This is a genomic window from Streptomyces sp. DH24, from assembly GCF_029813775.1.
Lineage (GTDB): Bacteria > Actinomycetota > Actinomycetes > Streptomycetales > Streptomycetaceae > Streptomyces.
This window is the reverse complement of the sequence record NZ_JARVKW010000006.1, coordinates 35758-49244: the sequence shown is the minus strand read 5'-3', so window position 1 is coordinate 49244 and position 13487 is coordinate 35758. Positions and strand designations below refer to the sequence as shown.

At 71.4% G+C, this 13487-nt stretch carries 14 protein-coding genes and 1 pseudogene; 9 read left to right on the top strand and 6 right to left on the bottom strand.

Annotated elements, in window-relative coordinates; genetic code table 11:
* Positions 1–49: 49 nt before the first annotated feature.
* Positions 50–688, bottom strand: coding sequence for a PH domain-containing protein (locus QC282_RS06585; RefSeq protein ID WP_279548260.1), 639 nt, complete (start codon positions 686–688; stop codon positions 50–52).
* 235 nt (positions 689–923) lie between these two features.
* Here QC282_RS06585 and deoC point away from each other — a divergent pair, with 235 nt between their 5' ends.
* Genes deoC through QC282_RS06570 form a run of 3 tightly spaced genes read left to right on the top strand, consistent with a single transcriptional unit; the run spans position 924 to position 4238 of the window.
* Positions 924–1886 (top strand): deoxyribose-phosphate aldolase, encoded by a 963-nt coding sequence (gene deoC, locus QC282_RS06580; protein ID WP_279548259.1) that lies wholly within the window; start codon positions 924–926, stop codon positions 1884–1886.
* A 5-nt stretch (positions 1887–1891) separates the two neighbouring features.
* Complete coding sequence (locus tag QC282_RS06575; protein WP_279548258.1) at positions 1892–3334, top strand: aldehyde dehydrogenase family protein; 1443 nt, start codon at positions 1892–1894, stop codon at positions 3332–3334.
* Positions 3327–4238 carry an aldehyde dehydrogenase gene (locus QC282_RS06570; RefSeq protein ID WP_279548257.1) on the top strand — a complete coding sequence of 304 codons (912 nt, stop codon included), beginning with the start codon at positions 3327–3329 and terminating at the stop codon, positions 4236–4238. The genes QC282_RS06575 and QC282_RS06570 overlap by 8 nt, the downstream gene beginning before the upstream one ends.
* Positions 4239–4377: 139 nt before the next feature.
* Here the strand turns inward: QC282_RS06570 and QC282_RS06565 are convergent.
* Positions 4378–4784 (bottom strand): annotated as a pseudogene (locus QC282_RS06565) (hypothetical protein).
* A 71-nt stretch (positions 4785–4855) separates the two neighbouring features.
* On the opposite strand from QC282_RS06565, the gene QC282_RS06560 reads away from it, so the two are divergent.
* The gene (locus tag QC282_RS06560) at positions 4856–5560 is read left to right on the top strand and encodes a uridine kinase (protein WP_279548256.1); all 705 of its coding nucleotides are present in this window, start codon (positions 4856–4858) and stop codon (positions 5558–5560) included.
* A gap of 176 nt (positions 5561–5736) precedes the next feature.
* Here the strand turns inward: QC282_RS06560 and QC282_RS06555 are convergent, their stop codons facing one another.
* Positions 5737–6216, bottom strand: a complete 480-nt coding sequence (locus tag QC282_RS06555) for a hypothetical protein (protein ID WP_279548255.1) — start codon at positions 6214–6216, stop codon at positions 5737–5739.
* A 588-nt stretch (positions 6217–6804) separates the two neighbouring features.
* Positions 6805–7578 carry a SigE family RNA polymerase sigma factor gene (locus QC282_RS06550; protein WP_279548254.1) on the bottom strand — a complete coding sequence of 258 codons (774 nt, stop codon included), beginning with the start codon at positions 7576–7578 and terminating at the stop codon, positions 6805–6807.
* Between the two features lie 287 nt (positions 7579–7865).
* Here QC282_RS06550 and afsQ1 point away from each other — a divergent pair, with 287 nt between their 5' ends.
* From afsQ1 to QC282_RS06525, 5 genes are all read left to right on the top strand, one after another.
* On the top strand, positions 7866–8543 hold the full coding sequence (gene afsQ1 / locus QC282_RS06545) for a two-component system response regulator AfsQ1 (protein ID WP_279548253.1): 678 nt from the start codon (positions 7866–7868) through the stop codon (positions 8541–8543).
* Positions 8540–10141, top strand: coding sequence for a HAMP domain-containing sensor histidine kinase (locus QC282_RS06540; protein WP_279548252.1), 1602 nt, complete (start codon positions 8540–8542; stop codon positions 10139–10141). The genes afsQ1 and QC282_RS06540 overlap by 4 nt, the downstream gene beginning before the upstream one ends.
* Positions 10141–10743 carry a hypothetical protein gene (locus QC282_RS06535; protein WP_279548251.1) on the top strand — a complete coding sequence of 201 codons (603 nt, stop codon included), beginning with the start codon at positions 10141–10143 and terminating at the stop codon, positions 10741–10743. Before QC282_RS06540 ends, QC282_RS06535 begins: the two co-directional genes overlap by 1 nt.
* An 81-nt stretch (positions 10744–10824) precedes the next feature.
* Positions 10825–11376, top strand: coding sequence for a VanZ family protein (locus QC282_RS06530; protein WP_279548250.1), 552 nt, complete (start codon positions 10825–10827; stop codon positions 11374–11376).
* Positions 11377–11484: 108 nt separating this feature from the next.
* Positions 11485–11685: a PspC domain-containing protein gene (locus QC282_RS06525; RefSeq protein ID WP_279548249.1), complete on the top strand. Its 201-nt coding sequence runs from the start codon at positions 11485–11487 to the stop codon at positions 11683–11685.
* A gap of 75 nt (positions 11686–11760) precedes the next feature.
* Here the strand turns inward: QC282_RS06525 and QC282_RS06520 are convergent, their stop codons facing one another.
* Both QC282_RS06520 and QC282_RS06515 read right to left on the bottom strand, forming a co-directional pair.
* Complete coding sequence (locus tag QC282_RS06520) at positions 11761–12117, bottom strand: ATP-binding protein (protein WP_279548248.1); 357 nt, start codon at positions 12115–12117, stop codon at positions 11761–11763.
* A gap of 142 nt (positions 12118–12259) precedes the next feature.
* On the bottom strand, positions 12260–13417 hold the full coding sequence (locus QC282_RS06515; protein ID WP_279548247.1) for an adenosine deaminase: 1158 nt from the start codon (positions 13415–13417) through the stop codon (positions 12260–12262).
* Positions 13418–13487 lie beyond the last annotated feature (70 nt).

Sequence of the window (13487 nt, the reverse complement as noted above, 5' to 3'; positions counted from 1 at the left end):
ACTGCCGCCCGGTCGTCCCACGACCGGGCGGGCCGTCCGGCCGCGCTCCTCAGCCGAGCCCGACCAGAACCGCCAACAGCACGCCTCCCGCGACCGCGGGCGCCAGGACCTCGTACGCCCACCGCACCGTGACCTCCCCCTGCGCGCTCGGGGCCTCGGCCCGAGCCTCCTGGCGCTCACGCAGCTCGTCCATGATCCGGTCGGTCTCGGCCCGCACGGGCGCCTGCGAAGCACCCGCGCCCCGGGCGGCCTCCGCCGCGGCCCGCATCTCACGCCGTGCCGCCCGCTTCCGGGCCCGCAGGGAGACCGGAATGGCCCACAGCTGGTACTTGGCGCCGGTACGGTCGACGACCTCGTTGGAGTACCCGGACCGCAGCGACCCGACCTGGCCCCAGGGCAGCACGACGACGCGGAAGGGGTTCCGTACGCGCAGCCGGTCGTCGTTCACCTGGACGGCGGGGCGCAGGGTGAAGGCGACGACCAGCGGCACGACGAGAAGCAGCGTGGCGAGGGCCAGCCAGGGCGTGCGCCCCTCCCCGTAGATCATCGCGTCGATACCGAGCCACCCGGCGATGGCCAGCAGCAGCACACCGCCCACGATGGCCGCGGAGGACCGGTGCACCCGGTCCTGGGGCGCGGGTTCCGAGGCTTCCGAAGGCTGAGGCTCTGAGGGCTCGGGGGTCGTCATGCAGCAGATTCTGCCCGACGCACGATCCACCCCGGGACCCGCACCACGCCTCGCCCCTTGGGTCCGGGTAGCGACACCCTCTCAGCCCGCCCTCCGCGCCCCATCACCCACTCCACCTGCTCCACCAGCTCCACCTGCCCCACCCGCTCCTCCGATCGCCGCCCTGTTTCGTCCCGGGGATTGCAGCCGGGCCCTGTACAGCCGCTACGCGCGTAGATATGCTCGTCTGGTGACCATGCCCACCAATGCACCCACCGCCGCACGTGCCCTCCCGGACGTCACCGCGTCCGACAGCACGCTGCGCCGCTTCCTCCACGGGCTGCCCGGCGTCGACGCGGTCGGCCTGGAGGCGCGTGCCGCCTCGCTCGGCACCCGTTCCATCAAGACGACCGCCAAGGCGTACGCCATCGACCTCGCCATCTCGATGGTCGACCTGACGACGCTGGAAGGCGCGGACACCCCGGGCAAGGTCCGGGCGCTCGGCGCGAAGGCGGTCCGCCCCGACCCGACCGACCGCACGACCCCCGCCACGGCCGCGGTCTGCGTCTATCCCGACATGGTGGCCACCGCCAAGGAGGCCGTCGCCGGTTCCTCCGTGAAGGTCGCCTCGGTCGCCACCGCCTTCCCGGCGGGCCGCGCACCGCTCGCCGTGAAGCTGGCGGACGTGCGGGAGGCCGTCGCCGCGGGCGCCGACGAGATCGACATGGTCATCGACCGCGGGGCGTTCCTCGCGGGGCAGTACATGAAGGTGTACGACGAGATCGCCGCCGTGAAGGAGACCTGCGGCGCGAGCGCGCGTCTGAAGGTCATCTTCGAGACGGGCGAGCTGTCGACGTACGACAACATCCGCCGCGCCAGCTGGCTCGGCATGCTCGCCGGGGCGGACTTCATCAAGACGTCGACGGGCAAGGTCGCCGTGAACGCGACCCCGGCGAACACCCTCCTCATGCTGGAGGCCGTCCGGGACTTCCGCGCGCAGACCGGTGTCCAGGTCGGTGTGAAGCCGGCCGGCGGCATCCGCACCAGCAAGGACGCGATCAAGTTCCTGGTCCTGGTGAACGAGACCGCCGGGCCGGACTGGCTGGACAACCACTGGTTCCGCTTCGGCGCCTCCTCGCTGCTGAACGATCTGCTGATGCAGCGTCAGAAGCTGGCCACCGGCCGCTACTCCGGCCCCGACTACGTGACGGTGGACTGATCACCATGGCATCCGCATCCCCCTTCGAGTACGCACCGGCGCCGGAGTCCCGCGCGATCGTCGAGCTCGCGCCCTCGTACGGCCTGTTCATCGACGGCGAGTTCACCGAGGCGGCCGACGGCAGGGTCTTCAAGACCGTCTCGCCGTCTACCGAGGAAGTCCTCGCCGAGGTCGCGCAGGCCGGTGAGGCCGATGTCGAGCGAGCCGTGAAGGCCGCCCGCAAGGCCTTCGAGAAGTGGTCCGCGCTTCCCGGCTCGGAGCGCGCGAAGTATCTCTTCCGCATCGCCCGCATCATCCAGGAACGCAGCCGCGAACTGGCCGTCCTGGAGACCCTGGACAACGGCAAGCCGATCAGGGAGACGAGGGACGCCGACCTGCCCCTGGTCGCGGCGCACTTCTTCTACTACGCGGGCTGGGCGGACAAGCTCGGCCACGCGGGCTTCGGTCCGGACCCGCGCCCGCTGGGCGTGGCCGGCCAGGTCATCCCCTGGAACTTCCCCCTGCTGATGCTGGCGTGGAAGATCGCCCCGGCGCTGGCGACGGGCAACACGGTCGTCCTGAAGCCCGCGGAGACCACCCCCCTGTCCGCGCTGTTCTTCGCGGACATCTGCCGCCAGGCGGGCCTGCCGAAGGGTGTCGTCAACATCCTTCCGGGCTACGGCGACGCGGGCGCGGCGCTGGTCGCCCACCCGGACGTGAACAAGGTCGCGTTCACCGGTTCGACGGCCGTCGGCAAGGAGATCGCGCGCACGGTCGCGGGCACGAGCAAGAAGCTCACGCTCGAACTGGGCGGCAAGGGCGCCAACATCGTCTTCGACGACGCCCCGATCGACCAGGCCGTCGAGGGCATCGTGAACGGCATCTTCTTCAACCAGGGCCAGGTCTGCTGTGCGGGCTCCCGCCTGCTGGTCCAGGAGTCCGTCCAAGGCGAGCTGCTGGACGCGCTCAAGCGCCGCCTGTCGACGCTTCGCCTGGGCGACCCGCTCGACAAGAACACGGACATCGGCGCGATCAACTCCGCCGAGCAGCTGGCCCGGATCACCTCCCTCGCCGACCAGGGCGAGTCGGAGGGCGCCGAGCGCTGGTCCCCGGCCTGTGAGCTGCCGTCGTCCGGCTACTGGTTCGCCCCGACGCTCTTCACCAACGTCACGCAGGCGCACACCATCGCCCGCGACGAGATCTTCGGCCCGGTCCTGTCGGTCCTCACCTTCCGTACCCCGGACGAGGCCGTCGCCAAGGCCAACAACACCCCGTACGGCCTGTCCGCCGGCATCTGGACGGAGAAGGGCTCCCGGATCCTGGCCGTGGCGAACAAGCTCCGTGCGGGCGTCGTCTGGTCCAACACGTTCAACAAGTTCGACCCGACCTCGCCGTTCGGCGGTTACAAGGAGTCGGGCTTCGGCCGCGAGGGCGGCCGCCACGGCCTGGAGGCGTACCTCGATGTCTGAGAAGGAAAAGACCGAACAGCGACTGTCGGTCTTCAAGACATACAAGCTGTACGTGGGCGGGAAGTTCCCGCGTTCCGAGAGCGGCCGGGTGTACGAGGTGACCGACTCCAAGGGCAACTGGCTGGCGAACGCACCCCTGTCCTCCCGCAAGGACGCCCGTGACGCCGTGGTCGCCGCCCGCAAGGCGTTCGGCGCCTGGTCCGGCGCGACGGCGTACAACCGCGGACAGGTCCTGTACCGCGTCGCGGAGATGCTGGAGGGCCGCCGGGACCAGTTCGTGCGCGAGGTCGCCGACGCCGAGGGTCTGTCGAAGGCGAAGGCCGCCGCGCAGGTGGACGCGACGATCGACCGGTGGGTCTGGTACGCGGGCTGGACCGACAAGATCGCCCAGGTGGTGGGCGGCGGGAACCCGGTGGCGGGACCGTTCTTCAACCTTTCCTCCCCCGAACCGACTGGCGTGGTGGCCGTACTGGCCCCACAGGAGTCATCGTTTCTGGGCCTCGTTTCGGTTCTCGCCCCGGTGATCGCGACCGGCAACACGGCGGTCGTGGTGGCGAGCGAGAAGTCCCCGCTCCCGGCCCTGTCGCTGGCCGAGGTGCTGGCCACCTCGGACGTCCCGGGCGGCGTGGTCAACGTCCTGTCCGGCCGTACGGCGGAGATCGCCGCGCCGCTCGCCGCGCACCAGGACGTCAACGCGATCGACCTCGCCGGCGCCGACGAGGTCCTGGCGAAGGAGCTGGAGATCGCGGCGGCGGACAACCTCAAGCGCGTCCTTCGTCCACAGCCTGTGGACAACGTGGACTGGGCGGCGACGCCGGGCATCGAGCGGATGACGGCGTTCCTGGAGACGAAGACGGTCTGGCACCCGACCGGTTCCCTGGGCGCCTCCGGCTCGTCGTACTGACGTACTCGGTCGTACCGATGGACCGCGCCGTTGACGGCGGGCTCCCGCAGCCGCCCGCCGCGAGCGGCCCTCCGCACAGCTGAAGAGCCGCGCCTTCCCTCCGTCCGGGGAAGGCGCGGCTCTTCGCCGTACGCGCGGCTCAGCCGCCCAGCAGTCCCGTCACCTGCCCGACCGCCGGGACGCTGTCGATGGACGGGGCCTGCGCGACCGGCCCGGTCAGGGCCGTCGAGGTCAGCGGCTGGAAGTCGGCGAGCTGGGTGCCGACGCCGTTGTCGAGCGGGTCGACGCCGGTGCCGGCGAGCGGGTTGGGCTTCAGCCCGGCGATCGGCCCGGTGACGTACGCCAGGGTGCCGCTGGCCGCCTGGAGGCCGGCCTGCGGGTCGATGTCGCCGAGCGAGGTCGGCCGGGTGCGCACCACGTCGAGGCGGACCCGGCGTCCGCCGCGGAGGCCGTCGCCGCACCTGCGCCCAGGGCGACTCCCGCGGTCGCGAGGGCGACCAGGGCGCGCTGTGCCGTGGTGTTCCGGGGGGACGTGTGTCGGGCCATCTCTGCTGCCACCTCTGCTTGCGTTCTCAGCTGCTCCCGGTAATGGGACAGACACGAAGGGTAATTGAGGTGTGACGCACGCTTCAAAGCCGACCCGCGGGGTCGTTGGAGAGCGCGGGAATGCCTCACACTGGTGTCCCGTGAGCCCTCATCCGCACATACCTGCGCGAGTCGTGCTGCTCTGCGGCCCTTCCGGTTCCGGCAAGTCCCTGGTCGCCGCCCGCTCCGGTCTCCCGGTGCTGCGGCTCGACGACTTCTACAAGGAGGGCGACGACCCCACGCTGCCGCTGGTCGCCGGGAGTTCCGACATCGACTGGGACCACCCGGACTCGTGGGACGCGGACACGGCCGTCGCCGCGATCGAGGAGCTGTGCCGCACGGGACGTACGAGTGTCCCGGCGTACGACCTCGCGCTCAGCGCGCGCACCGGCGAGGAGACGGTCGACATCGGCCGCACGCCGCTGTTCATCGCGGAGGGCGTCTTCGCGGCGGAGATCGTGACACGCTGCCGGGAACTGGGCGTGCTGGCGGACGCGCTGTGTCTGAGCCGGGGCCCGGTGCGGACGTTCCGGCGCCGGTTCCTGCGGGATCTGCGCGAGGGCCGCAAGTCGGTCCCCTTCCTGCTCCGCCGAGGCTGGCGCCTGATGCGCCTGGAGCGCACGATCGTCGCCCGCCAGACGGCCCTCGGCGCACACGCCTGCGACCGCAACGAGGCGCTGACCCGCCTGGCGACGGCGGCAACGGGGCGCCGCGCCACGAACAGGACACCGGCGTAAGGATCGACCGGGCGCGGGCTTCCGCCCGCATGCGGCAGCAGCACCTGCCTGCGCCGGCGTTCCCGGCACGGACACCGGCTTCGCGGGCGTCCGCCTGGGCAGTTCGGACCTGCTCCCGCGGAGGAACCGGCTCGGCGTGGGCGTCACTGATGACCTGCCCCAGCTGACGACCTGCCCTACTGGAAGTACTTGCCGAGCGCGGACGCGCTGAGCGTTTCGCCACCGATGGCCCGGGCCTGCGCGGCGATCTTCGCGTCGTCCCGCGCGTGGAGCTTCCTGGTGAAGTCGAGGTGGTTGGAGATGTGCGCGCAGGCCTGGAGCACGGACTGCGTCTGGGAGGTCCAGATCTCGACGGTCCTGGCCAGCCCGGCGCCCATGGCGAAGCCGTGGGCCGTGAGGGCGGCGGCGGCCCGGTCGGTCGAGCCGGTGCCGTGCTTGTCCGCACCCGCGCCCGCGATGTCCGCCGTCGTGCGCAACTCGTCCCACAGGACGTAGGCGTCGTGGCCCACAGCGCCCAAGTCGTCCTGATGCACCACCAGATCGCCGGCCACGGTGCCGCCGGCCCCCTGGTCGGCCGGCAACTGGTTGAGCCGCAGCTGCGCCGACCGCCCGTCCGTCGCGGTGGCTTTCGCCTGCTCCCATTCGTCCCACGCCATGCGCGGAGCCTCCCCCGTGTCCTGGTTACCCCGTTGCCCGTGGCACCCTGCCCACCGCGCCGGACTGTACTCGCCGCATCGCGTGCAGTGCCCCTCCAGCGCGCGGCCCGCGCTCTGTCGACATCGCGTGTGAGCCGCCTTCGCGTGTCCGGGACGTCGCGTCCTCACATTGCACCCGGTTCACGGCCGGGGGGGCGACCCCGGTCCGGCATGCCCGGCGGCGGTCCGAATGCCGGGCCCAGACGGCACGGCACGGCACGACGCAACGAAAAGCGGGACTGGACGGACCCCCCGGCCCTCCAGTCCCGCTCCCCTTGGTGCTTCCCCCAGGGATCCCCCGATCCCCGTTGGTCCCCCGTGTTCCCCGTTTCCCCCGTTTCCCTGTTCCCCCTCGGGATTCCCCGTCGTCCCCCGTGGACCCGCCGCCCCCGTTGGCCCCCGTGCCGCGGGTCCCCGCTTCCGGGCTCCCCTTAGGGAGAGTCCCGAAGTTCCCCCGTGATACACCCGGATTGACGAACGTCCCCCGTTCTCCGGGTCCTCCCCCGTTTCCCCCCGCCCCCGGGGCTGGTCCCCCTCGCCCCCCAGCCCTCAGGCCACCAACTCGCCGAAGGCGTCCTCCTCGTCACGGCCGAAGCTGAGGACCTCGTCCTCGCGCAGCCGGCGGAGCGACCGCCAGATGCTGGACTTCACCGTGCCGACGCTGATGCCGAGGATGTCCGCGATCTCCGGGTCCGTGCGGCCCTCGTAGTAGCGCAGGACCAGCATGGTGCGCTGGAGCTCGGGCAGCCGGGCCAGTGCCTGCCACAGGACCGCGCGCAGTTCGGTGCCGCGCATCGCGTCCGTGTCGCCGGCCGTCTCCGGCAGTTCCTCGGTCGGGTACTCGTTCAGCTTGCGGCGGCGCCACGCGCTGATGTGCAGGTTGGTCATGGTCCGGCGGAGGTATCCGCCGACGGCCGCCTTGTCGGTGATCCGGTCCCAGGCCCTGTAGGTCGAGAACAGCGCGCTCTGCAGCAGGTCCTCGGCCTCGAAGCGGTCCCCGGTCAGGTGGTACGCGGTGGCGTACAGGGAGGCGCGGCGCTCCTGGACGTAGGCGGTGAACTCCGCCTCCGACAGCGAACGGCGCTCCCCCGGCTCCTCCCTGTACGCGGCTCCCCCGTGCGTCTCCCCCGTGTTCGCGTCAACCACCGTCATGATCGCGGCGTGCTGACGCCCGGTGCCACGAGCGCACCCCCGCCCTCCCCCACGCTCGAACGCGCTCACGCGGGAGGGGCCGCCATCGGCACCGGACTTCTCGTTGCTCCGGTGCACGTCGTGCAGACGCGTGATCACTGCGCTGGTGCTGGTGCCGTGCAGCGTGTTCATCTCGCGCCCCCCGTCGTGGACTTCCGGACTTCGGCTTGCTGTGTTGCCTGTGCCGAGAAGCTTGCCGCCGTCACTTCATGACGGTGTCCGCCGACTGTCACAGACGTGTCACAGGGGGTGCCTCTTATAAGGGGGGACGGAGAGAGGGCGGTGCGGAGGCGGAATCGATCACTCAGAGACTCTCTCCGGCTACGCAGACGTACGACGGACCCTGATCGGTTGCGGTAAATGTGTGGGAGCGCTCCAGGAGTCGAAACCCCGCCCCGCCATGGGCCAGAATGAGGCCCGTGCCTTCCCTGTTGCTGATCGAGGACGACGACGCCATCCGTACGGCCCTGGAGCTCTCACTGACGCGCCAGGGACACCGGGTGGCGACTGCTGCGAGCGGTGAGGACGGTCTGAAGCTGCTGCGCGAGCAGCGGCCGGATCTGATCGTGCTGGACGTGATGCTGCCGGGCATCGACGGTTTCGAGGTGTGCCGCCGCATCCGGCGCACGGACCAGCTGCCGATCATCCTGCTGACCGCGCGCAGTGACGACATCGACGTGGTCGTCGGTCTGGAGTCCGGTGCGGACGACTACGTCGTCAAGCCGGTGCAGGGCCGGGTGCTGGACGCCCGGATCCGGGCGGTGCTGCGGCGCGGCGAGCGGGAGTCGAGTGACTCGGCGACGTTCGGCAGCCTCGTCATCGACCGCTCGGCGATGACCGTGACGAAGAACGGCGACGACCTGCAGCTGACGCCCACCGAGCTGCGGCTGCTGCTGGAGCTGAGCCGGCGGCCGGGTCAGGCGCTGTCGCGTCAGCAGTTGCTGCGCCTGGTGTGGGAGCACGACTACCTCGGTGACTCGCGGCTGGTGGACGCCTGTGTCCAGCGGCTGCGCGCGAAGGTCGAGGACGTGCCGTCGTCGCCGACGCTGATCCGTACCGTGCGGGGTGTCGGCTACCGCCTGGATCCGCCTCAGTGACGAAGCGGCAAGGGGGATTCCGCGGCTGGGCCGCGGCTCGCAAGGGGGTCTGGTCGCGGCTGCGTTTCACCAGCCTGCGACTGCGTCTGGTGGTGGTGTTCGCCCTGGTGGCGCTGACGGCGGCGGTGTCGGCGTCGGCGATCGCGTACTGGCTGAACCGGGAGGCGGTCCTCACCCGTACCCAGGACGCGGTGCTGCGTGACTTCCAGCAGGAGATGCAGAACCGGGCGGGGGCGCTGCCCGAGCGCCCGACGCAGGACGAGCTGCAGCACACCGCGGGGCAGATGGCGAACAGCAGTGAGCGGTTCAGTGTGCTGCTGGTGGCGCGGGACGCCGACGGCCGGACGGTGTACGGCAGTTCGGGCGGCCTCAGTGGTTTCTCGCTGCACGACGTACCGAAGTCGCTGCGCGCGGCGGTGAACAAGAAGCAGCAGGTCACGTCCGCGAACAAGGACGCCTACCACCTGTTCTGGCAGCGGGTCGTCGAGGACGACACCCCGTATCTGGTGGCCGGGACCAGGGTGATCGGCGGGGACGCGACCGGTTACATGCTCAAGTCCCTGGAACCGGAGGCGAAGGATCTGAACTCGCTGGCCTGGTCGCTGGGGATCGCCACGGCGCTGGCGCTGATCGGTTCGGCGCTGCTGGCGCAGGCCCTCGCGACGACGGTGCTGAAGCCGGTGCACCGGCTCGGGGTGGCCGCGCGGCGGCTCGGCGAGGGCAAGCTGGACACCCGGCTCAGGGTGTCGGGCACCGATGAACTGGCCGATCTGTCACGCACGTTCAACAAGGCCGCGGAGGCCCTGGAGAAGCGGGTCGAGGACATGGCGGCGCGGGAGTCGGCGTCCCGGCGGTTCGTGGCGGACATGTCGCACGAGCTGCGGACGCCGCTGACCGCGATCACCGCGGTGACCGAGGTGCTGGAGGAGGAGCTGGACTCCGAGAGCGGCAGCGTCGACCCGATGATCGAGCCGGCGGTGCGGCTGGTGGTCAGTGAGACGCGGCGGCTGAACGACCTCGTGGAGAACCTGATGGAGGTCACCCGCTTCGACGCCGGTACGGCCCGGCTGGTGCTGGACGACGTGGACGTCGCCGACCAGATCACGGCGTGCATCGACGCGCGCGCGTGGCTCGACGCGGTGGAGCTGGACGCCGAGCGCGGCATCGTGGCCCGTCTGGACCCGCGCCGGCTCGACGTGATCCTCGCGAACCTGATCGGCAACGCCCTCAAGCACGGGGGTTCCCCGGTGCGGGTGTCGGTGCGGGAGGCGGACGACTCGGTGGTCATCGCCGTGCGGGACCACGGGCCCGGCATCCCGGAGGACGTCCTGCCGCACGTCTTCGACCGGTTCTACAAGGCGAGCGCGTCCCGGCCGCGGTCCGAGGGCAGTGGCCTCGGTCTGTCCATCGCCCGGGAGAACGCGCACATCCACGGCGGCGAGATCACCGCCGCGAACTCCCCCGAGGGCGGCGCGGTGTTCACGCTGCTGCTGCCCCGGGACACGGCGGACCCGGCGGTCGGCGACGAGAACGGCGGGACGCGGAAGTCCGCCGAGACCGACGGGAGCACGGGCGAGGGCTCTGAGGGGGACGCCTGATGAACGTACGCCGGCTGCTCGCGCTGCCCCTGCTCGCCGGGGTGCTCGCCGGGTGCGGCATCCGGGCCACGGAGGTGCCGACGGACTTCGGTCCGGCGCCGTCGCAGGCGCGCTGTGCGCCGGCCGAGCCGGATGTCATGACGCAGACGTCGCACGGGATGGCGGTGCAGGTGTTCCTGCTGTGCGGCTCGTCACTGGTGACCGTGGACCGGGCGGTGCGGGTCCGGGACGGCGCGGCGGACTCCGAGCGGCGCGTGCTGGTGGCGCAGGGGCTGCTCGACCAGCTCGCGGCGACGCCGTCGCGGGCCGAGCGGGAGGCCGGGTACACCACCGACGTGCGGGACGGTGTGCGGGTGACCGGGCCGCGTGCCGGGGATCCGGAGGACACGCTGCGGATCAGTACCGCGCCCGGCGACCTCACGTCGTACGCCCTCGCCCAGATCGTCTGTACGTTCTCCGACTCGGCCGCGGCCGAGGGCGACGGTTCGGTGATCCTGGGCGGCCCCGGTGCGGACCGACCCCGTCGGTACGAGTGCACGGACGAGGTGCGGGTCCGGCCGGGCAGCGCGGAACCGCCGTCGGGCGAGGTCGTCGAGGGCTGACGCCGGGTGCGGCGCACGTCACGTGCTCCTGGCGGGCGCCGGGCAGGAACCGCTCCGGCCGGTTGCCGCGTCTAGGGGGGCGTGCAGCGTCAAGGCTCCGACGGCAGCAGCGCCGCGATCCGCATCCGTGTGACGGGAGGCGTCCTCCTCGTCGCCCACCTCGTGTTCGTCGCCTGGTTCGCGCTGCGGCCGCTGGACGTGCCGTGGGTGATGCCGGCGAATCTGCGGCCGTTCGCCGGGATCCGGGCGGATCTGGCACTCGGCTGGCCGGAGGCGGCCCGGCGGATCGGGGAAGGGCTGGCGCTGCTGGCGCCGCTGGGTGTCCTGCTGCCGATGGCGAACGGCAGGTGGGCCGTGTCGCCGCTGGCGTCGCTGGCGCGTACGGTCGCCGCGGGCGCCCTGCTGTCGCTGGGCATCGAGCTGCTGCAGACCGGGGTGCCGGGGCAGGTCGTGGACGTCGACTCGCTGCTGCTGAACGTGACGGGCGTGGCGCTGGCGCATCTGGCGGTGGTGCCGGCCGGCCGGCTGTGGGTCCGCCGCAGGGCGGAGCGGTACGGCGCTACCGCCGTCCGGCGGGACGAGACGCCTCAGGGTCGGACCCCGACGATTCCCAGGGTCGGCGTCGCACCGTAGAGCGACGCTTCGTCCCTTCCGTCTCCGTAGCGTGGAAGGCATGAGAGGCAGCCGTTCAGGAGCCTCCGGCCGACGCACCCGCGGGTGCGCTATCACGAAGGAGCCGCGATGAACCGCCCCGCCCGCCCGACCGAAGGCCGCGTGATCGGCGGAGTGTGCGCCGCGCTGGCCCGCCGTTTCGGCACCTCGGCGACGACCGTGCGCGTCGTCTTCCTGGTGTCCTGTCTGCTGCCCGGCCCGCAGTTCCTGCTCTACGTCGCGCTGTGGATCCTGCTGCCGTCGGAGCAGAAGACCCGCGCGGCCTGGTGACCTCCCGGCGTGCGTACGCCGATGGGCGCACCCCCGGATGCGGGGTGCGCCCATCGGCGCGTGACGGTGCGGGTGTCAGCTGAGCGGCAGGCCGTTGAGGCCCGTGCCCTGGCCGGGCAGCGCCTGGCCGACCGGGAGGCCGCCGATGAGTCCCTGGACCGGCGCGGTGGGGCCGCCGCTGAGGAGCTGCTGGGCGGCGGGCTGGACGGCGGCGAGGCCGGTGCCGACCACGTTCTGTCCCTGCGCCAGCGCCTCGGCCGCGCCCGGCAGGACCTGGGAGACGTTCTGCGTCGGCAGCGTCTGGGTGACGGTGCCCAGCGCCTGGCCCGCGTCCGGGGCGGCCGGGGCGGCGTTGGCCGCACCCGCGCCGGCGGCGGCGAAGGCGGCACCGAGGGCGGCGACACCGAGGGTCTTGGCAGCAGACTGCTTCATGAAAGTGCGTCCTCGAAATGGGGTTGCGGGGAACTGAGCGGTAGTCCATGACCGTAAACACGGAATGCCGCCCGCCGCAAACATCGAAATGCGGACGGCTTGTGAAAACCGTCCGCGTATTCGAGCCCGGAAATTTCGGGGATCAGTCCTCGGAGTCGGCAGAACCGCTGGTGGAGGCGGTCTGCTGGAACAGCCATTCGGATTTGAGCTCGGCATATCCGGGCTTGATCACGTCGTTGATCATGGCGAGTCGTTCATCGAAAGGAATGAACGCTGATTTCATCGCATTGACGGAGAACCACTGCATGTCGTCGAGCGTGTAACCGAACGCCTCGACAAGGTGCTCGAATTCCCGGGACATGCTGGTGTGGGACATCAGGCGATTGTCCGTATTGACGGTGGCCCGGAAATGGAGCCGGCGCAGCAGTCCGATCGGGTGCTCGGCGTAGGAGGCGGCGGCCCCGGTCTGGAGGTTGGAGCTGGGGCACAGCTCCAGGGGGATCCGCTTGTCCCGGACGTAGGAGGCGAGCCGGCCGAGCTTCACCGAGCCGTCCTCGTGGACCTGGATGTCGTCGATGATCCGCACGCCGTGCCCGAGCCGGTCGGCGCCGCACCACTGCAGGGCCTGCCAGATGGACGGCAGCCCGAAGGCCTCGCCGGCGTGGATCGTGAAGTGGTTGTTCTCCCGCTTGAGGTACTCGAACGCGTCGAGGTGCCGGGTGGGCGGGTAGCCGGCCTCGGCGCCCGCGATGTCGAAGCCGACGACGCCCAGGTCGCGGTAGCGGTTGGCGAGTTCGGCGATCTCCAGCGCGCGGGCGGCGTGCCGCATCGCGGTGAGCAGGGCGCCGACGCGGATGCGGTGGCCGTTCTCCCGTGCGCGCCGCTCGCCCTCCCGGAAGCCCTCGTTGACGGCCTCGACGACCTCTTCGAGGCTGAGCCCGCCCTCCAGGTGCTGCTCGGGGGCGTAGCGCACCTCGGCGTAGACGACGCCGTCCCCGGCGAGGTCCTCGGCGCACTCGGCCGCGACCCGGACGAGGGCGTCGCGGGTCTGCATGACGCCGACGGTGTGCGAGAAGGTCTCCAGGTACCGTTCGAGGGAACCGGAGTCGGCGGCCTCGCGGAACCAGAGGCCGAGCCGGTCCGGGTCGGTCTCGGGGAGCTGGGTGTAGCCGGCGTCGCGGGCGAGGTCGACGACGGTGCCGGGGCGCAGCCCGCCGTCGAGGTGGTCGTGCAGCAGAACCTTGGGCGCCCGGCGGATCTGGTCCGGCGTCGGGGTCTTCGCGGTGGTCTGGCTCGTCATTGGCGCACTCTACCTCCTACGCGCGTAGATCACCTGTTGTGGACGGTGTACGAATCCGTCGATACGTAAC